Here is a 20,562-nt window from a genome sequence, read left to right as displayed (position 1 = left end):
AAACCCATGACGCAACAAAAGAAAGCACGCCCGCCATGCTTTCTTGATGGTTTCAAACAACTGTTTTAGTATCGATCCCGCTTTTATAAAAACATAACGATAAAACGTGCCCGCGCCATCAGGCCACAGCGCACGACACAACGCGAGGAAACACAGATGTCTTTGAACAGCATCACCGAGTGGTTCATTCCGGACAGCGTCCGGCAATCCCCGGACACCCTGATCCGGGCACGTACCGTCACCAGTGTCGGCCTGCTGGCCGGCGCCATCGCCCCGCTGTTTGCCCTCTCCTACTTCAAACTGCATCACCCGGCGATGGGCAGCGGCATCCTCATCGGCGGCCTGGCGCTGCTGCTGGGGCCGCTGCTGCTCAAGCTCAGCGGCGCGCTGCGCCTTGTCGCCGAGTGCATCGTGCTGTCCATGTTCGGCATGGTCAGCTGGATGGTGTACGTCAACGGCGGCATCCTCTCCACCAGCATCATGTGGTTTGCCATCATCCCGTTTGCCGCCATCTTCGTCAGCGGCCGCCGCTCCGGCATCGTGTGGACGCTGCTCAGCTTTGCCATGATCGGCCTGATGTTCGCACTCAGCGCCGCCGGCGACATCCCGGCGTCGCCGATCCCGCACAGCGAGCTGCCGGCGCTGCAGGCCAAATCGCTGATCGGCCTGACGCTGGTGATCCTGGCGCTGGGGCTATCCTACGAACGCGCCAAATCGCGCTCCTTCGAAAAGCTGGAATCGGCACGCGAGGAGGCGGAACGCGCCACCGCGGCGATGAAGCAGATGATGGCGCAGGTCACCCGCCTGCTCGACGCCGCTGAGAGCGAGAGCCGCGACATCGCCAGCAGCACCCAGCTGATGGCGCGCACCATGTCCGAGCAGCGCCACCGCGCCGACACCATGGTCGCCATCGCGCAGCAGATGGCGGTGACCACCAGCCAGAACACCGAGCAATCGCTCAGCGCCACCAGCATGGCCGATACCGCCGGCCAGGCGGCCAGCGCCGGCGGTGCCGCGATGGACGCCGCGGTGCAGCAGCTGAACCAGGCCGGCAGCGTCATCGCCCGCGCTGCGGAACGCATGGAAGACCTCGGCCAGCGCAGCACCGAGGTTAACGGCATCGTGCAGCTGATCCGTGACATTGCCGACCAGACCAACCTGCTGGCTCTGAACGCGGCGATCGAGGCCGCCCGCGCCGGCGAGCTGGGCCGCGGCTTCGCCGTGGTCGCCGACGAGGTGCGCAAGCTGGCCGAGCGCACCCAGGGCGCGACGCTGGACATCGAGCAGAAGATCCAGCTGATCGTGAACGGCACCAACCAGGCGATCGAGGCGATCCGCGAAGGCAACGCGCAAATGCGCAGCGGCCGCGAAAACACCGTCGACGCGCAGCAGCGGCTGTCCGGCATCATCGGCGACACCCACGCGCTGGTCGGCCTGCTGCGCGAGGTATCGCAGGCGGAGCAGAGCCAGAATGACGGCTTTGCCCAGTTTGCCGGCGACATCAGCGCCGTCGGCGACGCCACCCGCAGCCTGTCCGGCGAAACCGACACCATCGCCCACGCCACGGTGCGGCTGGACCAGTTGATGGCGGAGCTGGGCGACAGCGTGCGCCAGTTCCGCGGCATCACCGCCTGAGCACCGCGCACCAAAACCAAAGCCGCCCGGCTGCTGCCGGGCGGCTTTTTCATTTAAAGGTCTGCGGCCGCGCTCAGGCGTGCTCACGATCTCGCGAGCTAACGTGAGACAAGGCGAAAACGGCTGAGGAAGCGGCGTTTATCCAGATATAAACAAGCATGCCGAAACCGTTTCCAACGCGGTACGCCACGTTGACATCAGTCGCAGCAGATCATGAACAGGTTCTCAGACGCCGCAGGCGGCGAAGCGGCTCTCCAGCAGCACCGCCACTGCCGACTCGGCGTGGTGGCCGATGCGCAGCCCGTCCGGCACCTGCTGCTGCAGATGCTGGCTGGCATTGGCCATCAGGTGCGGGTGGCCGACCAGCTGCAGCATCTCGACGTCGTTCATCGCGTCGCCAAACGCCGCGCAATCCTGCGCCGCGATGCCCATGCCGGCCAGCAGCTGCTGCAGCGCCTGGCCCTTGCTCACCCCCGGCGCCATCACTTCCAGATAGCAGTCCTGCGAATAGGTCAGCGCCAGCTGGCCGTCGAAGCGGTAACGGATGTCCTGCTCCACCAGCCGCAGCTGCGCCGGATCGCCGCAATAGATGATCTTGGCCACGTCGCGGCCATGGTAGTCCGCCAGGCTGGCGTGCACCTCGGCGCGGTCGAGATAGCCGTTGAGCGAGCCGGTGTAGCGGCAGGCCAGCTTGCGGTCATCCAGATACAGCGCCAGCTCCACGTCGCGCACCAGCGCCGGCTGCACCAGCTTTTGCACCAGCGCCGGCGCCAGGTTGGCCGCCGCCAGCGGCGTGCCGTCCACCGCGTGCACCCGCGCGCCGTTGGCGCTGATCACGCTGATCGGCAGCTCGATACCGCTCAGCAGGAACTGCACGTCGCGGTAGTGGCGGCCGGTGGCGATGATCAGCCGGCAGCCGGCGGCGTGGGCGCGCTGCAAGGCGGCAACGCTGCGCGGGGTGATGCGGGATTCGGCATCCAGCAAGGTGCCGTCAAGATCGGTGGCAATGGCGCGGAACATGGCAGTCTCCTGAGTAACAACAGGCACGATTGTGCACCTTCACGAACAAACACGCAAACAATCCCGCACAAACCGGCAACAATCGCGCAGCAGACAGCGCCGGATTTGACCACGCCTGCACACTACTGCACGATGTTGCCTGTTTTCACCGAGGCTGCCCTCATGACCACCGAAGCACGCAAAGAACGGCCACCGGCGATCGCCCTGCCCAGCGACCGCCACCAGTACATCCGCCAGCGCCTGCAACAGGAAGGCCGCGTGCTGGCCGCCGAGCTGGCGCAAACGCTGGGCGTGTCCGAGGACTCCATCCGCCGCGACCTGCGCGAACTGGCCGCCACCGGGATCTGCCAGCGCGTCTATGGCGGCGCCATCGCGATGACGCCCAATACCGGCAGCTTTATCGAGCGCAGCCACGAGAACGTGGCGCGCAAGGCAAGGTTGGCCGCAGCGGCGGTACGCCTGCTGCAGCCGGGACAGTTCGTGTTCCTCGATGCCGGCACCACCAATCTGGAAATCGCGCGTGCGCTGCCGGACATGCCGCTGACGGTGGCCACCAACTCGATCCCGATCGCCGCGGTGCTGTTCGGCCGCAGCCAGTTCGAGGTGCTGGTGATCGGCGGGCGCATGGACCACCGCGTCGGCGGCACACTGGGCAGCATCCCGACGCTGGCGGTGCAGGACATGCGCCCCGACGTGTGCTTTCTCGGCACCTGTTCGGTGGACATCGAACTGGGCGTCGGCACCACCATCGCCGAGGAAGCGGCGTTCAAGCGCGTGCTGGTCAGCCAGTGCAACCAGATCGTGCTCGCCGTCACCAACGAGAAGCTCGGCACCGCGTCGCCGTTCGCGGTGGCCGCCATGCGCGACATCGGCCGGCTGGTGATCGAGGCCGACGCCGAGCCGCACAAGCTGGCCAGCCTGCAGCACAGCGGCGTACCGCTGCTGATCGCCGACTAGCGTCTGCTGCAGCGCGGCAAACGCTGGCCGCCGGCCGGTGCAGCCGCTACACTGGCGGCCAATTTTCCGACTGGATTCCGCCATGCTGATCAAAGCCCTGCGCCTCGTACTAGGCAACACCATAGTTGCCGCCGATTACCTCACCCGCCCGCGCAAGCTGCGCCGCGATGCCGCCAGCCAGCAACGCGTTGATGCCGCCGCCGCCGGACTGACGCTGTACCAGTTCCGCGCCTGCCCATTCTGCGTCAAGACCCGCCGCGTGCTGCACCGCCTCAACGTACCGGTGGCGCTGCGCGATGCGAAAAACAATGCCGCGCACCGCGACGAGCTGCTGCAAGGCGGCGGCAAGATCCAGGTGCCATGCCTGCGCATCGAGCAGGACGGCAAGGTGCAGTGGCTGTACGAATCGAAAGCCATTCGCGGCTATCTGGAACAGCACTTCGCCGCCTGAGAGTCTGTTCAAAGTCTCGCGAGCTCACGCGAGACAAGGCAAAAACGGCTTGAGGAAGCGGCGTTGAGCTGGATATAACAAGTATTCCGAAGATGTTTTCAACGCCATATCGCCCCACGTCGAGATCAGTCGCAGCAGACATTGAACAGGTTCTGACGCCCGGGCGGGCCGACACCGCCCGCCCGTCTCGCCCCCATGCCACTCTGCTATACTCTCGCCCTTCCGCAGCCCGCTCTTTAGAAGCCACGCATGACCACCACCGCCACACCCGCCGCCCTGAAAGCCGCCCTGTCCACCTGCCTGCTGCGCGACCGCCAGCCGCTGAAACGCAAGCTGCAGGATGTCGAGCAGCGCCTGCGCAAGAACCAGCCGTCAGACAAGCTGCTGCAGGACATCGCCGCGCAGATCGCCCGCTCCGCCGGCCGCGCCGCCGTGCGCGCCGAACACCGGCCGCGGCCAACCTTTGACGACGCGCTGCCGGTCAACCAGAAGCTGGACGACATCAAGGCGGCGATTGCGGCCAACCAGGTGGTGATCATCTGCGGCGAGACCGGCTCCGGCAAGACCACGCAGCTGCCGAAAATCTGCCTGGAGCTGGGCCGTGGCGTGTACGGCCTGATCGGCCACACCCAGCCGCGCAGGTTGGCCGCACGCTCGGTGGCGACGCGCATCGCGCAGGAGCTGGGATCGGAGCTGGGCACCCACGTCGGCTTCAAGGTGCGCTTCAACGACAAGCAGTCGGAGCGCAACGTGATCAAGCTGATGACCGACGGCATCCTGCTGGCGGAGACGCAGACCGACCGTTACCTGGAAGCCTACGACACCATCATCATCGACGAGGCGCACGAACGCAGCCTCAACATCGACTTCCTGCTCGGCTACCTGAAGCAGCTGCTGCCGCGCCGGCCCGATCTCAAGATCATCATCACCTCGGCCACCATCGACGCCGACCGCTTCGCCCGCCACTTCGACGGCGCGCCGGTGCTGGAAGTGTCCGGCCGCACCTTTCCGGTGGAAGTACGCTATCGGCCGCTGAAGCAGCGCGACGAGGACGAGCGCGAGGTGGAGATGGAAGACGCCATCGTCGACGCCGTCGACGAAATCTCGCGTCACGGCGCCGGCGACATCCTGGTGTTCCTGCCCGGTGAGCGCGAGATCCGCGACACCGCCGACAAGCTGCGCCGCAGCGGCATCCGCCACTACGAGATCCTGCCGCTGTTCGCGCGACTGTCCAACGAAGACCAGCAGAAGATTTTCAAGCCGTCCGGCGGCCGCCGCATCGTGCTGGCCACCAACGTGGCCGAGACCTCGCTCACCGTGCCGGGCATCAAGTACGTGATCGACACCGGCCTTGCCCGCATCAAGCGCTACAGCCCGCGCGCCAAGGTCGAGCAATTACAAGTAGAGAAAATCTCGCAGGCCGCCGCGCGCCAGCGTGCCGGCCGTTGCGGCCGGATCGAGGCCGGCGTCTGCGTGCGGCTGTACGCCGAGGACGATTTCAACGCCCGTCCGGCGTTTACCGATCCGGAAATCGTGCGCTGCAGCCTGGCGGCGGTGATCCTGCGCATGGCCGCGCTGCGGCTGGGCAAGGTCGACGAATTCCCGTTCATCGAGCCGCCGTCCAGCCGCCTGATCGCCGACGGCTACCAGGTACTGCAGGAGCTGGGCGCGGTGGACGAGCAACTGCAGCTGACGCCGGTCGGCACCGAGCTGGCGCGCATTCCGGTCGACCCCAAGGTTGGCCGCATGCTGCTGGCCGGGCGCGAGCACCACTGCGTGCGCGAGGTGCTGATCATCGCCGCCGGGCTGTCGATCCAGGACCCGCGCGAGCGGCCGTTCGAGGCGCGCGAGGCCGCCGACCGCGCGCAGGCGCGCTTCAACGACGAGAAGTCCGACTTCCTGTCCTACCTGCACCTGTGGGATTTCTTCAGCAACGCGCTGGCCAACAAGACCAGCAACCGCCAGCTGGTCAACCTGTGTCACGAGCACTTCCTGTCGCACCTGCGCATGCGCGAGTGGCGCGAGCTGCACGCGCAGCTGGCCGACATCGCCAGCGAGCTGAACCTGATCGAGAAGGACAAGGCGCACGCGCCGGCGGCGGTTGCGGCCAACCTTGAGACCACGCCGAAGAAACGTGCGCAGGCCGATCTGGTGGCCTACGAGAAGCTGCACAAGGCCTTGCTCACCGGCCTGATCGGCAATATCGGCATGAAATCGCAGGAGAGCGACGACTACACCGGTGCGCGCGGCGGCAGCTTTCTGGTATTCCCCGGCACCGGCCTGAAGAAGGTACGTCCGAAGTGGATCGTCACCGCCGAGCTGGTGGAAACCACCAAGCTGTACGGCCGCTGCGTGGCGCGCATCGAGCCGGAGTGGGTGGAGGCGGTCGCGCCGCACCTGGTCAAGCTGCACCACTTCGAGCCGCACTGGGAAAAATCGCGCGGCGAGGTGGTGGCCAGCGAGCGGGTGACGCTGTTCGGCCTGACGCTGATCGCGCGCCGTCCGGTCAGCTACGGCCGCATCGCGCCGGAGGAAGCGCGCGAGCTGTTCATCCGCGGTGCGCTGGTGGCGATGGAGTACGTGAGCAACGCGCCGTTCTTCCAGCGCAACCAGCAGCTGATCCGCGAGGTGGAACAGCTGGAGCACAAGGCGCGGCGCCAGGACGTTCTGGTGGACGAGGACGCGCTGTTTGCGTTCTACGCCGAGCGTCTTGGATCAGACGTAGTCGACGCCGCCAGCTTTGAAGCGTGGCGCAAGGAAGCGGAACAGCAGAACCCGAAAATCCTGTTCCTGACCCGCGACGAGCTGATGCGCCACGCCGCCGAGCACGTGTCGGAAAACCAGTTCCCGGAATGGCGCGAGCTGGCCGAGAGCCGCTGCCGCCTGCGCTACCGTTTCGAACCGAACCACCCGCTGGATGGCGTCACCATCGACCTGCCGCTGGCGGTGCTCAACACGCTGCAGCCGGCGGAGTTCGAATGGCTGGTGCCGGGCATGATCCGCGAAAAGCTGCAGGCGATGATCAAGGGCCTGCCGAAGCAGATCCGCCGCTGCTGCGTGCCAGTGCCGGATTTCGTGACCCAGTTCTTGCTCGGCAACCCGGACACCCAGCAGCCGATCGCGCCGCAGCTGGCGCACTTCATCCTGCGCCACACCGGCGGGCTGAAGGTGGATCCGCTGGAGTTCGCCACCATGGAGTTGCCGGCGCACCTGCTGTTCAACTTCCGCATCGTCGACGACGGCAAGCAGGAAATCGGCATGGGCCGCGATCTGCTCGCGCTGCAGAAGCAGTTCGGCCAGGCGGCGCAGCTGACCTTCCGCGACACCAGCGCCGAATTCGAGCGCGACAATGTCGAGACGTGGGACTTTGGCGAGCTGCCGCAGGCGATCCAGTTCGCGCGCGGCCGCCAGCAGCTGACCGGCTTCCCGGCGCTGACCATCGAGACCGACACCAAGGGCGAGCGGGTGGCGATCCGCCTGTTCGACACCGAGACCGCGGCCAACCTTGAGCACCGCCGCGGCGTGGTGCGCCTGCTGCAGTACCAGCTGAAGGAGCACATGAAGCAACTGAACAAGGGCCTGCCGGGCATGACCCAGCTTGGCTTGCAGCTGCGCAATGTGTGCAATGTCGACGAGCTGCTGCAGGACGCCATCACCGCCATCTGCGACCGCGCCTTCATCGGCGACGACGACGCGCCGCGCACCGAGAAGGCATTCAACGAGCAGAAGGCGCGCGCCCGCACCCGGCTGCCGGCGGTGACGCAGGCGGTGACCAGCTACCTGAACCAGATCGCCGCCGAATACCAGGCGCTGCTGCCCAAGCTGCAGAAGCACCGCCTCGGCCACGAGCTGACGCAACAGCTGGCGCGACTGGTGTACAAGGGCTTCCTCACCGCCACGCCGTGGAGCCAGCTGCCGCAACTGCCGCGCTACATGAAGGCGATGAGCCTGCGCATGGACAAACAGCCGGCCAACGCGCAGCGCGACGGCCAGCGCGGCGCCGAAATCCGTGACCTGTGGCAGAAATGGGAAGCGCGCATGGCGGAAGAAAACGAGCGCGGCGGCGCCAGCTTGGCGTTGCAACTGTTTCGCTGGCATATTGAGGAGCTGCGCGTCGGCCTGTTCGCCCAGGAGCTGAAGACGCCGTATCCGGTATCGGTGAAGCGGCTGCTGAAACTGTGGGACGAGCTGCCGAAAAACCTGCGCTGATCGCGATCCCGCGGCCGCCGCACGCAGGCATCAGCGCCGCGGCCGCGCCGGACACCACCATAACAAGACCATTCGCACCCACACACTGATGCGTCATCACAAGGGCCGGGCTCGCAGCTTATGAGTGAGATAACAACTACCAAATTGAGTGCCAGCCACGTCATCGTCGGCAAGGAATTGCAGATGGACGTGTACCACAAGAGCGGCGTGCTGCTGGTCAAGCGCGGCCACTACGTGCTGACCGAGGAACAGAAACAGCGGCTGCTGGCCAACGGCGAAATCAGCAAGGACGCCAAGATGGCCGCCGCCGAGCGCGAGCTGCGCGAACGCCGCGAAAAGCAGCAGGAGCAGCTGCGCAAGGAACGCGAAAGCCGCGGCCGCAACCCGCTGGTGGAAATGGACAGCCTGGCGCACAAGATGCGCGGCCTGCTCAACCACTACTTCCACGTCAGCGAGTTCGAAGCGCAAGTGACGCAGGTGGCGCAGCGACTGGCCACGCTCTCAGAGCAACAGCCGGACGGGCTGATCGCCTCCTGCCTGCTGGTGCCGTTCCAGGACTACGGCAGCACCCACAGCCTGCACACCGCCGCCATCCTCGCGGTGCTGGGGCGGCGCCTGAAGCTGCCGGCCGACGAGATGCAGGTGCTGCTGTGCGCGGCGCTGACCATGAACATCTCCGCCACCGGGCTACACAGCGAGCTGACCAAGCAGCAGGCCAAGCTCAGCAACGAGCAGCAACAGCAGATGTACGGCCACCCGCTGCTGTCCTCCGCGCTGCTGCGCGATCTGGGCGTGGAAAACGAGCGCTGGCACCTGCTGGTGCAGCAGCACCACGAGGAATGGAACGGCGCCGGCTATCCCTACGGCCTGAAGAAGGAAGAGATCGACCCCGGCGCGCACCTGATCCGCCTCACCGACGTGCTGACCTCGCTGCTGATCAGCCAGGCGCACCGCGCCGGGCGGCTGCCGTCGATCGCGCTGGCACGGCTGTACAAGGGCGAATTCAGCGAGTTCGATTCGCGCTTTGTCGCGCTGCTGATCAAGGAACTGGGCATCTACCCGCCGGGCAGCTTCGTGCGCCTCGCCAACCAGGAAATCGCCATCGTCACCCACCGCGCCGCCGACGGCAACAACACCCAGCCGCGCGTTGCCAGCGTGCGCGCGGCCAACGGCGAGGTGTACGGCGAGCCGATGCCGCGCAACACCGGTCTTGCCGACTACACCATCAGCCAGCCGGTGTCGCCGCAGGAAGCCGGCGTGCGCCCCGCCTTCCTGCTGAAGCTGTGGAACAGCTGAAACCCTGACAGTAGCCAGACCATCTGCGGCCAACGTTGGCCGCATTTTTTTGTCCATCCAATATTTGTACTATACAAAAACACGATACGAGCCGACAATGCCCGCCGTGAATGACGACATTGCGGCGAGAAAGGCCGACGACGGATGACAGCAAAACGGTGTGACATCGCGGTAATTGGCGCCGGCATGGCCGGCATCAGCTGTGCGCGGCAACTGGCGGCGGCCGGACGCGAGGTGGTGATTTTCGACAAGAGCAAGGGCATGGGCGGGCGCATGGCCACCCGCCGCGGCGACGGCTTCAGCTTCGATCATGGCGCGCAGTACTTCACCGCCCACACCCCGGAGTTTATCGCCGCGCTGGCCGACTGGCAGCAGGCCGGCTGGTGCGCACCCTGGTCCGGCCGCGTGGTGGCACTGGCGGACGACGGCCAGCCGCGTGAGCTGGTGCAGGAGGCACGCTTCGTCGGCACCCCGGGCATGAGCGCGCTGTGTCGCGCGCTGGCTGACGGGCTGTCGGTGCAGCACCAGCTGCGCCTGCTCGCACTGCAACGTAATGGCAGCGGCTGGCAGCTGGCTTTTGACGATGGCAGCCAGTGGCAGGCGCAGCAGGTGGTGCTGGCGATACCGCCAGCGCAGGCGGCGCCGTTGCTGGCCGCGCTGCCGGCGCTGCAAACACGGGCCGCCGCCGTCGAGATGCAGCCGTGCTGGGCGGCGATGCTGCTCAGCGACAGCCCGCTGCCGCTGGCTTTCGACGCCGCCTTCATCGGCGAGGGTCCGCTGTCGTGGGTGGCGCACAACAACAGCAAGCCGGGGCGGCCGGCGATGGAGAGCTGGGTGCTGCATGCCAGCCCCGCCTGGTCGGCACAGCACATTGATGACGACCCGGCACAGGTGGCGCAGGCACTGTGCGCGGCGCTGGCCGGGCACTGCGGCGGCAGCGTGTCACCACGCCAGCTGAGCGCACACCGCTGGCTGTACGCGCAGGCAGCCAATCCGCTGCCGGACGGCTTCCTGCTGGAGGACAGTGTCGGCGTCGCCGGTGACTGGTGCCTGGGCAAGCGCGTCGAGGATGCCTATCTGAGCGGCACGCGGCTGGCCGACGCGCTGCTGGCAGCGCACTAAGGTACAAACGACAAAAGCTTGGCCGCAACAGCACACGCCGTTGCGGCCAACCTTGGTCATCCTCATGCCGGCAACGGCGCCCTGCCCTCATGCGCCGCCACCGCCGTGGCGGATCAGAAGTGGTCCAGTTCCTTCTCCGACGCCTCGAACACGCTGCCGGCCGCACCGACGATCTTGTCATCCGGGCGGATGATGGTCAGGTTCTTGTCCGGGTATGGCAGCTGCCACAGGAAATGGCGCAGGCAGTTGAGACGGGCACGCTTCTTGTCGTCGGACTTGATCACCGCCCACGGCGCGTCGCCGGTATCGGTGTGGAAGAACATCGCCTTCTTCGCCTCGGTATAGTCGTCCCACTTGTCCAGCGACTGGATGTCGATCGGCGACAGCTTCCAGTGTTTCAGCGGATCGTCGCGGCGCGAGATGAAGCGGCGCAGCTGCTCCTCGCGGCTGACCGAGAACCAGAACTTGAACAGGTGGATGCCGCTGTTAACCAGCATGCGTTCCAGCTGCGGTGTCTGGCGCATGAATTCCAGGTACTCCTGCGGCGTGCAGAAGCCCATCACCCGCTCCACGCCGGCACGGTTGTACCAGCTGCGGTCGAACAGCACCATCTCGCCGGCGGTGGGCAGGTGCTGGATGTAACGCTGGAAATACCACTGGCCGCGCTCCTGCTCGGTCGGTTTTTCCAGCGCCACCACCCGCGCGCCGCGCGGGTTGAGGTGCTCCATGAAGCGCTTGATGGTGCCACCCTTGCCGGCGGCGTCGCGGCCTTCGAACAGCACCACGATCTTCTGCCCTGTTTCCTTGACCCAGTTCTGCACCTTCAGCAGCTCGACCTGCAGCGCGGCCTTCTGCCGCTCGTAATCGTCGCGTTTGATGCGGCTGCGATACGGAAAATCCGCCGGCAACGGCGCGCTGGTGCTGTCCTCGATGGTGCCGTGCGGCGCGTGCGCCACCTGCAGCGCCACCGGCGCATGGCTGATGGCCTCGATTTCGCGTGCCGCCGCCTCGCGCGCCTTGGCCACCGCGCTGCGGCGCCGTGCCGGTGCCGGCTTTTGCGGCTCGGCGGCCACGCTGTCGGCTTCCTGGTTCAACGGCTGTTCCTTGCTGTTTTCGTCATTCATGGTGCGACTCTTTACGGTGGGGTAATACAAAACATGCTACGCCCCCGCCATTGTCAGCGTCATGAGCTGGCTGGCGCACAGTTGATGCGGATCAAATAGCGCCGCACTGCAGCAGCACTGCGCGGCAACAGGCGAATCAGGTACAATCGCAAGATCAGATTATTGCCGACCGAATTCATCACCATGTCCGTAGAAAACAACGCGCCCGTCATCAGCAACTTCATCCGCGCCATCATCGATGAAGACCTTGCCTCCGGCAAACACAGCAGCATCGTTACCCGCTTCCCGCCGGAACCCAACGGCTACCTGCACATCGGCCACGCCAAGTCGATCTGCCTGAACTTCGGCCTGGCCGAGGACTACCAGGGCAAGTGCAACCTGCGCATGGACGACACCAACCCGGAGAAGGAATCCGACGAGTACGTGCAGGCCATCAAGGACAGCGTGGCCTGGCTCGGCTTCCAGTGGGACGGCAACGTGCGCTACGCCTCCGACTACTTCCAGCAGCTGTACGACTACGCCATCGAGCTGATCCAGTCCGGCCACGCCTTTGTCTGCGATCTCAATGCCGAACAGATGCGCGAATACCGCGGCAGCCTGACCGAGCCGGGCAAGAACAGCCCGTTCCGCGAGCGCAGCGTGGCGGAAAACCTCGACCTGTTCACGCGCATGAAGAACGGTGAATTCGCCGACAGCAGCAAGACGCTACGCCTGAAGATCGACATGACTTCCGGCAACGTCAACCTGCGCGACCCGGTGATCTACCGTATCCGCCGCGCGCATCACCACCGCACCGGCGACGCGTGGTGCATCTACCCGATGTACGACTACACCCACTGCATCTCGGACGCGATCGAGGGCATCACCCACTCGCTGTGCACGCTGGAGTTCGAAGACCACCGCCCGCTGTACGACTGGGTGCTGGACAACATCAGCATCGGCTGCCACCCGCGCCAGTACGAATTCTCGCGCCTGGAGCTGCTGTACGCGCTGACCTCCAAGCGCAAGCTGAACGCGCTGGTCACCGACAACAAGGTCAGCGGCTGGGACGACCCGCGCATGCCGACCATCGAAGGCATGCGCCGCCGCGGCTACAGCCCGGCCGGCATCCGCCTGTTCTCGCAGCGCATCGGCGTGTCGCGCGGTGAAAACATCATCGACCTGGCCATTCTCGAAGGCGCGGTACGCGAGATGCTGGAAAACGAATCGCCGCGCGTGATGGCGGTGCTGGACCCGATCAAGGTCACCCTCACCAACTATCAGGACGGCGTCACCGCCAGCCGCAGCGCGCCCTACCATCCGCACCACCCGGAATTCGGCGAGCGCGAAGTGCCGATCGCGCGCGAGATCTACATCGAGCGTGACGACTTCGCCGAAGTGCCGCCACCGAAATGGCAGCGCCTCACCGTCGGCGGCGAAGTGCGCCTGCGTTACAGCTACGTGATCAAGTGTGACGAAGTGATCAAGGACGCGGACGGCAAGGTGATCGAGCTGAAATGCTCCATCGACCACGACACGCTGGGGCAGAACCCGGTTGGCCGCAAGGTGAAGGGCGTGATCCACTGGCTGGCGGCCAATCATGCCGTGACCGCGGAAGTGCGCCTCTACGACCGCCTGTTCAACGAGCCGCGTCCGGACGCGGTGCGCGGCGAAGACGGCGAATACGTCGACTTCATGCAGTTCCTGAATCCGGACTCGCTGCAGACCATCACCGGCTACATCGAGCCGGTGGTCCGCGACGCGGCGCCGGAAACGCGCTACCAGTTCGAGCGCATCGGCTACTTCGTCACCGACCGCCACCAGCACCAGCCGGGCAGCAAGATCGTGTTCAACCGCACCGTCGGCCTGAAAGACAGCTGGGCGAAATAAGCATTCGGGATAGCATGATCCCCGCAGATGCGCTAAGTTAATGATGCAAAGCATGGCAGGACTCGATGTCCTGCCATTTTTTCGTCATCACGCGTTTACTGAGGGGTTAACGAGATGAAGGCACGCATCACCACCATCGGCCTGTCGCTGCTGGCACTGGGCATCAGCGGTTGCAGCAGCCTGGGCGGCTACCCGCCGGACAAGACCTACCGCATCACCATCCTGCACACCAACGATCACCACGGCCGTTTCTGGAAAAACAGCGACGGCGAGTACGGCATGGCCGCACGCAAGACGCTGATCGACGGCATCCGCGCCGAGGTCAAGACCCAGGGCGGCTATAGCCTGTTGCTGGACGGCGGCGACGTCAACACCGGGGTACCGGAATCCGACCTGCAGGACGCCGAGCCGGACTTCAAGGGCATGAACCGGCTGGGCTACGACGCGATGGCGGTCGGCAACCACGAGTTCGACAAGCCGCTGGCGGTACTGCAGAAGCAGCAGCGCTGGATAAACTTCCCGATGCTGGCGGCCAACGTCTACAAGGACGGACAGCGCCTGTTCCAGCCTTACCAGATCTTCAATCTCGGCGGCGTCAAGGTGGCGGTGATGGGCCTGACCACCGACGACACCTGGAAGCTGGTCAGCCCCGACAACGTCAAGGGCGTGGAATTCCGCCAGCCGGCCGCTGAAGCCGCCGCGCTGATGCCGGAGCTGAAGGCGCGCGCCAATATCGTGATCGCCGCCACCCACATGGGCCATTACACCAACGGCGTCCACGGCGTGAATGCCGCGGGTGATGTGGAGATGGCGCGCTCGGTGAAAGGCTTCGACCTCATCGTCGGCGGCCACAGCCAGAACCCGGTGTGCATGCAGGCCGAGAACGTGCGCAACGATGCCTACGTCCCCGGTCAGCCCTGCGCGCCGGATCGCCAGAACGGTGCCTGGATCGTGCAGGCGCACGAATGGGGCAAGTACGTTGGCCGCGCCGATTTCCAGTACCGCAACGGCGAGCTGACGCTGCTGCAATACCAGCTGCTGCCGGTGAACCTGAAACAGACGGTCAAGCGCGCCGACGGCAGCAGCCAGAAAGTGCCGTACACCGCCGAAATCGCCGAGAACCCTGCGCTGCTGAGCTTCCTCAAGCCGTATCAGGACAAGGGCCAGGCGGCGCTGAGCGTGGAAGTGGGCAGCAGCGACGGCAAGCTCAACGGTGACCGCAGCCAGGTACGCAAGGAGCCGACCAGTCTCGGCGTGTTTACCGCGCTGGCGATGATGGACAAGGCCCGCGCCGACTTTGCGGTGGTCAACTCCGGAGGCATTCGTGACTCGCTGCCGGCCGGCCGGATCAGCTACAAGGACGTGCTGAAGGTGTTCCCGTTCGGCAGCACCCTCACCTTCATCGACTTCAGCGGCAAGGAAGCGCTGGACTACCTCGCCGCCGCCGCGAAAATGAGCGCCGGCGCCGGTGCCTTCGCCCAGTTCGCCGGCGTGCAACTGCTGATCGAGAACGGTGAAGTGAAACAGGCCAGCATCGGCGGCCAGCCCATCGACCCGACCAGGCGCTACCGCATGGCGATCAACAGCTTCATGGCCGCCGGCGGCGACGGCTACCCGCGCCTCGCCGGCAAACCCGGCTTTGTCGACACCGGCTTTGTCGATGCCGACATGCTGAAGGCCTACATCAGCGCGCAAAGCCCGATCCGCAGCAGCAATTTCGAGCCGGGCAATAGCGTGATCCGCCGTTAAGCAGCAACGAAAAAAGGTTGGCCGCAAGCCAAACAGGCTTGCGGCCAACCTTGCTCAATACCGCGTCAAGCGCTCGCCGGCTTAGTCGAACACCAGCTGCCCGCCGCGCACATCCACCATCACCGTCGCCTTCGGCAGGTAGTGCCCGGCCAGGATCGCCTTGGCCAGCGGGTTCTCGATCTCGCTCTGGATCGCCCGTTTCAGCGGCCGCGCGCCGTATACCGGGTCGAAACCGGCGTCCGCGATCAGGCTCAGCGCCTCCTCGCTCACCTGCAGGTTCAGCTCCAGCTTGGCCAGGCGCTGTTCCAGCCGCTTCAGCTGGATGCGGGCGATGGACTTGATCTGCGCTTCCGCCAAGGCATGGAACACCACCAGTTCATCGATACGGTTGACGAATTCCGGACGGAAATGTGACTTCACTTCCGCCAGCACCGCCAGTTTTACTACCTGGTAGTCGTCGCTGGCCATGGCCTGGATGTGCTGGCTGCCCATATTGGAGGTCATCACGATCACCGTGTTCTTGAAATCCACGGTACGACCCTGACCGTCGGTCAGACGGCCGTCGTCCAGTACCTGCAGCAGCACGTTGAACACGTCCGGGTGCGCCTTTTCCACCTCGTCGAGCAGGATCACGCTGTACGGCTTGCGGCGCACCTGCTCGGTGAGCATGCCGCCCTCCTCGTAGCCGACATAGCCCGGTGGCGCGCCGATCAGGCGGGCAACCGAGTGCTTCTCCATGTACTCCGACATGTCGACGCGGATCAGGTGCTCCTCGCTGTCGAACAGGAAGCCGGCCAGCGCCTTGCACAGCTCGGTCTTGCCGACGCCGGTCGGGCCGAGGAACAGGAAGGAGCCATACGGACGGTTCGGGTCGGCGAGGCCGGAGCGCGAGCGGCGGATGGCGTCGGCGACCACGGTCACCGCCTCGTCCTGGCCCACCACGCGCTGGTGCAGCACCTCTTCCATGTGCAGCAGCTTCTCGCGCTCGCCGGTCAGCATCTTGGATACCGGAATGCCGGTCATGCGCGAGATTACCTCGGCGATTTCCTCGGCACCGACCTGGGTGCGCAGCAGACGGTTGGGCTTGCTGTCGCCGCTGCTGGCGGCTTCGGCATCCTTCAGCCGACCTTCCAGTTGCGGCAGTTTGCCGTACTGCAGCTCGGCCAGCTTCTGCCAGTCGCCCTTGCGCTTGAGTTCGTCCATTTCCACCTTCAGGCGCTCGATCTCTTCCTTGATCGACTGGCTACCCTGCTGGCTGGCTTTCTCGGCCTTCCAGATTTCTTCCAGGTCGGCGTACTCGCGCGACAGGCCACCGATTTCTTCCTCGATCAGCTGCAGGCGTTTCTTCGACGCTTCGTCGGTTTCGCGCTTCACCGCCTCGCGCTCGATCTTCAGCTGGATCAGGCGGCGATCGAGCTTGTCCATTTCCTCCGGTTTGGAGTCCAGCTCCATCTTGATCTTGGACGCGGCCTCGTCGATCAGGTCGATGGCCTTGTCCGGCAGGAAACGGTCAGTAATGTAGCGGTGCGACAGCTCGGCGGCGGCGACGATGGCCGGGTCGGTGATGTCCACGCCGTGGTGAATCTCGTACTTTTCCTGCAGCCCGCGCAGGATGGCGATGGTGTCTTCCACCGTCGGCTCGTCAACCAGCACTTTCTGGAAGCGGCGCTCCAGCGCGGCATCCTTCTCGATATATTTCCGGTACTCGTCCAGCGTGGTGGCGCCGAGGCAGTGCAGCTCGCCGCGCGCCAGCGCCGGCTTCAGCATATTGCCGGCGTCCATCGCGCCCTCGGCCTTGCCGGCGCCGACCATGGTGTGGATCTCGTCGATGAACAGGATGATGCTGCCCTCGTCCTTGGCGATGTCGCTGAGCACCGCCTTCAGCCGCTCCTCGAACTCGCCGCGGAACTTGGCGCCGGCGATCAGCCCGGCCATGTCCAGCACCAGCAGTTTCTTGTGTTTCAGGCTTTCCGGCACCTCGCCGTTGACGATGCGCTGTGCCAGGCCCTCGACGATGGCCGTCTTGCCCACGCCCGGTTCGCCGATCAGCACCGGGTTGTTCTTGGTGCGGCGCTGCAGCACCTGGATGGCGCGGCGGATCTCGTCGTCACGGCCGATCACCGGGTCCAGCTTGCCCTGCCGCGCGCGCTCGGTCAGGTCCAGCGTGTACTTTTTCAGCGCCTCGCGCTGCTCTTCGGCATCGGCACTGTTGACCGCGTCGCCGCCGCGCACCGCCTCCACCGCGGCGTGAATCGCCGCGCTGTTACCGCCGTGCTGCTTCAACAGGCGGCCGGTCTCGCCCTTGTCCTCGGCCAGCACCAGCAGGAACAGCTCGCTGGCGATGAACTGGTCGCCGCGCTTCATCGCCGCCTTGTCGGCGAGGTTCAGCAGGTTGGTCAGGTCGCGCGACACAGTGACCTCGCCACCGGTGCCGCTGACCTTCGGCAGGCGCGCCACCGCGTCGCGCAGGCTGCCTTTCAGCGCGCTGACATTGACGCCGGCACGGGCCAGCAGGCTGACGATGCCGCTGTCGGCGTCGTCCAGCATCGCCAGCAGCAGGTGCTGCGGCTCGATATAGGCATTGTCGCCGGCCAGTGCCAGGCTCTGGGAATCGCCCAGCGCTTGCTGGAATTTGGTGGTGAGTTTGTCGAAACGCATCACAGGCTCCTTGCTTGCAGTTTGATGATGACAAACTTGGGCATCACGCATGGCTTTTCAAGCGGCACCCGCAGCGTTTTTGTCCGTAGTCAAGCGGCGCAGCGATCGCGCCACCGCAATGCTGACCAGCTTGTACCACCATAGCCCAAATGACGGCGGCAGCCGGCAAAAAGCAAGAAGCCCGTGTCCGCCTCTCGGCAGAACACGGGCCTGGCGCGTTGCGGCCAACGTTGGCCGCAAGCGATCCGGCATCAGGTACGGAACACGCTGACCTCGTCGCGCAGCGCATCAGCCAGGCCGGTCATGTGCTGCGCCGTCTCGGACGAACGCTGCGCCGCCTCGCTGCCGACCTGCGCCTGCGACGCCACCGTCGCCACCTGCGCCGCGATTTCCTCCACGCTCTGCCGCTGCTCGCCAAGCTGCTGATGGATGCGCGACACCACCGCCATCGTTTCGCGCGAGGCGTCGAGAATGCTGTCGATGGCGTGGCGAGCCTCGCCGGTGATCGCCGCGCCGTTGGCGGCCAGCGTCACCGACTGCCGCATCGCATCCACCGCCGCCAGCGTCGCCTGCTGCATGGCGCCGATCATGCCGCCGATTTCCTGCGTCGACTGGCTGGTGCGCTCTGCCAGCTTGCGCACCTCGTCGGCGACCACGGCAAAGCCGCGGCCGAATTCGCCGGCGCGTGCAGCCTCGATCGCGGCATTCAACGCCAGCAGATTGGTCTGGTCGGCGATGTCGCGGATCACCTTGATGATGTTGGTGATCTGGCTGGCGCTGCCTTCCAGGCTGTGCAGGCTGCCTTCAGCGGCGCCGAGGGTGTTGGCAATGCGGTTGACCTCGTCCACCGCCGCCACCAGGCTCTGGCTACCCTGGCTGGCGGCGTCGCTGGACGCGCGCGCGGCGCGGCTGGCCTCGCCGGCGACGTGTTCGATGCGATGCACGCCATCATTGAGCTGGCGGGCATGACTGTCCATCACGCCGGCGCTGTCGCGCTGTTCACCAGCGGCCACGGCGGCGGTTTCCGCCTTGCCGGCCAGCTCGTGCGCGGCGGCTTCCAGCTCCTCGGCGTGGGCGCGGGTGCGGTTCAGCGACTGGCGGAAGCTCTCCAGCAGGTTGTTGAGCGCGCCGGCCACCTCGCCGATTTCGTCGCGGCGCGGGATATCGAGGCGGCGGGTCAGGTCGCTGCTGTCGCGCACCTCGCCGACAGCCTTGACCAGCAGCCGCACCGGCCGGGCCACCAGCCGGCCGGTGAGCAGCCACAGCGACAGCGACAGCAGCACCACCAGCAACAGACAGCCGCCGATCAGGCCCTGCAGCAGGATGTTGTTGTCGCGTTGCAGCTCGGCGGTCAGCTCGTCGCTGACAATCACCCAGCCCCAGGCGTCAAAGCGCTGCCAGGTCAGCATGTGCTCGGCCGGCTTGCCGTTGTCGTCCAGCTTGCGCACGGTGCGGCTGCCGCTGGCCTGGCTCAGCATCGCGGCCAGGTAAGGTTGACCGCCGGCATCGACGTCCTTGTCGATGGTGCGACCGGTCAGTTTCGGGTGCAGCACGAAGCGACCGAATTCGCTGCTGTTCTTGTCGGCGCCGATGATGACGATATGGCCGGATTGACCCAGCTTGACCTTGGACAGCCGTGCCAGCAGGCCGCCGACGCCCTCGCTGGCGCTGAGCGCCACCGAGGTGGCGCCGATCACCTGGTCGTTCTCGTTTTTCAGCGGGCTGTAGCTGACCACGTATTCCTTGTCGAACATCACCACCTTGCCCTGGAACGGCATGCCGCGGCTCAGCCGCTCATACACCGGGCTGCTGCGCTCCAGTTTGCTGCCGACCGCGCGGCGGCCGTCGGCGGTCAGCAGCGAAGTCGACACCCGGTAGAAGTCGTCGCCGTCCTTGACCAGCACCGAGGCCGGGTTGCCGCTGCGCACCGCGAACTCGCCGGCGAGGTCGTGATTGTTGTTGAGCAGCACCCCGCCCACCTTCAGCGACGGCAGCAGCTGGCCGCCGGTATCGACCTTCTCCTCGGCCGCCACGGCAAAGGCGCCGCTGAAGCTGGCGATGAACATGCGCTCGAACTGCTGGGCGGAGATTTTCAGCGCGTCGTCGAAGCCGGCCGCCATATTGGCCGACTGGTGGATCAGCTGCTGCTGCACCGCCTGGGTGCGCTCGAACAGCAGTTTTTGCGAAAACAGATAGGCCGGCACCATCAGGGCGACCACCAACAGTGACATCAGGGCCACCTGGGCCCAGACCAGACGGGTGCCGATGCTGATCGCACGCTTCATCCTTGCTTCCTTATCGTTTTTTTATTCCGGCATCTCACCGTCACGCCGGCGGCGGCGGGGTAGCGCCGCGCTGGCGGAAAACGGCCGCCCGTGTTGCGGACGGCCACTTTGGCAACTGTATACAGGCATACAGTGACACAGTCGCGTTGGCGTGGACAAGCAAGATTTGCTCCACCGTGGCAAAAAC

12 protein-coding genes are annotated in these 20,562 nt (G+C 65.6%); 8 read left to right on the top strand and 4 right to left on the bottom strand.

Annotated features, from left to right (window positions below):
* Window positions 1-156 precede the first annotated feature (156 nt).
* Complete coding sequence (locus tag NOM55_RS10720; protein WP_255908566.1) at window positions 157-1,635, top strand: methyl-accepting chemotaxis protein; 1,479 nt, start codon at window positions 157-159, stop codon at window positions 1,633-1,635.
* 225 nt (window positions 1,636-1,860) lie between these two features.
* On the opposite strand, the gene NOM55_RS10715 is transcribed toward NOM55_RS10720, so the two are convergent.
* Window positions 1,861-2,655 (bottom strand): Cof-type HAD-IIB family hydrolase, encoded by a 795-nt coding sequence (locus NOM55_RS10715; RefSeq protein ID WP_255908565.1) that lies wholly within the window; start codon window positions 2,653-2,655, stop codon window positions 1,861-1,863.
* A 162-nt stretch (window positions 2,656-2,817) separates the two neighbouring features.
* On the opposite strand from NOM55_RS10715, the gene NOM55_RS10710 reads away from it, so the two are divergent.
* The 5 genes from NOM55_RS10710 to NOM55_RS10690 all read left to right on the top strand — a co-directional run bounded on the left by NOM55_RS10710 (window position 2,818) and on the right by NOM55_RS10690 (window position 10,690).
* On the top strand, window positions 2,818-3,612 hold the full coding sequence (locus NOM55_RS10710; RefSeq protein WP_120811357.1) for a DeoR/GlpR family DNA-binding transcription regulator: 795 nt from the start codon (window positions 2,818-2,820) through the stop codon (window positions 3,610-3,612).
* An 82-nt stretch (window positions 3,613-3,694) separates the two neighbouring features.
* Window positions 3,695-4,063, top strand: a complete 369-nt coding sequence (locus tag NOM55_RS10705) for a glutaredoxin (RefSeq protein ID WP_120811354.1) — start codon at window positions 3,695-3,697, stop codon at window positions 4,061-4,063.
* 249 nt (window positions 4,064-4,312) lie between these two features.
* Complete coding sequence (gene hrpA / locus NOM55_RS10700) at window positions 4,313-8,272, top strand: ATP-dependent RNA helicase HrpA (RefSeq protein ID WP_255908564.1); 3,960 nt, start codon at window positions 4,313-4,315, stop codon at window positions 8,270-8,272.
* A gap of 120 nt (window positions 8,273-8,392) precedes the next feature.
* On the top strand, window positions 8,393-9,568 hold the full coding sequence (locus tag NOM55_RS10695) for an HD-GYP domain-containing protein (RefSeq protein WP_255908563.1): 1,176 nt from the start codon (window positions 8,393-8,395) through the stop codon (window positions 9,566-9,568).
* A gap of 144 nt (window positions 9,569-9,712) precedes the next feature.
* A complete protein-coding gene (locus NOM55_RS10690) occupies window positions 9,713-10,690 on the top strand; it encodes an NAD(P)/FAD-dependent oxidoreductase (protein ID WP_255908562.1) in 978 nt (325 codons plus the stop codon).
* A gap of 113 nt (window positions 10,691-10,803) precedes the next feature.
* On the opposite strand, the gene ppk2 is transcribed toward NOM55_RS10690, so the two are convergent.
* Entirely contained in the window at window positions 10,804-11,814 is a 1,011-nt protein-coding gene (ppk2, locus tag NOM55_RS10685) for a polyphosphate kinase 2 (RefSeq protein ID WP_255908561.1), read from the bottom strand.
* A gap of 183 nt (window positions 11,815-11,997) precedes the next feature.
* On the opposite strand from ppk2, the gene NOM55_RS10680 reads away from it, so the two are divergent.
* On the top strand, window positions 11,998-13,683 hold the full coding sequence (locus NOM55_RS10680) for a glutamine--tRNA ligase/YqeY domain fusion protein (protein ID WP_255908560.1): 1,686 nt from the start codon (window positions 11,998-12,000) through the stop codon (window positions 13,681-13,683).
* A gap of 114 nt (window positions 13,684-13,797) precedes the next feature.
* Window positions 13,798-15,432, top strand: a complete 1,635-nt coding sequence (gene ushA / locus NOM55_RS10675; RefSeq protein ID WP_255908559.1) for a bifunctional UDP-sugar hydrolase/5'-nucleotidase UshA — start codon at window positions 13,798-13,800, stop codon at window positions 15,430-15,432.
* A gap of 81 nt (window positions 15,433-15,513) precedes the next feature.
* Here ushA and clpB read toward each other — a convergent pair whose 3' ends face one another.
* Both clpB and NOM55_RS10665 read right to left on the bottom strand, forming a co-directional pair.
* Complete coding sequence (clpB, locus tag NOM55_RS10670) at window positions 15,514-18,090, bottom strand: ATP-dependent chaperone ClpB (protein ID WP_255908558.1); 2,577 nt, start codon at window positions 18,088-18,090, stop codon at window positions 15,514-15,516.
* Window positions 18,091-18,341: 251 nt separating this feature from the next.
* The gene (locus tag NOM55_RS10665) at window positions 18,342-20,375 is read right to left on the bottom strand and encodes a Cache 3/Cache 2 fusion domain-containing protein (protein ID WP_255908557.1); all 2,034 of its coding nucleotides are present in this window, start codon (window positions 20,373-20,375) and stop codon (window positions 18,342-18,344) included.
* Window positions 20,376-20,562: the final 187 nt, after the last annotated feature.

The sequence above is a fragment of the Vogesella sp. AC12 genome, from assembly GCF_024437575.1.
Lineage (GTDB): Bacteria > Pseudomonadota > Gammaproteobacteria > Burkholderiales > Chromobacteriaceae > Vogesella > Vogesella indigofera.
Note: the sequence above shows the minus strand (reverse complement) of the source record. Positions and strands in the feature narration are given on the sequence as shown.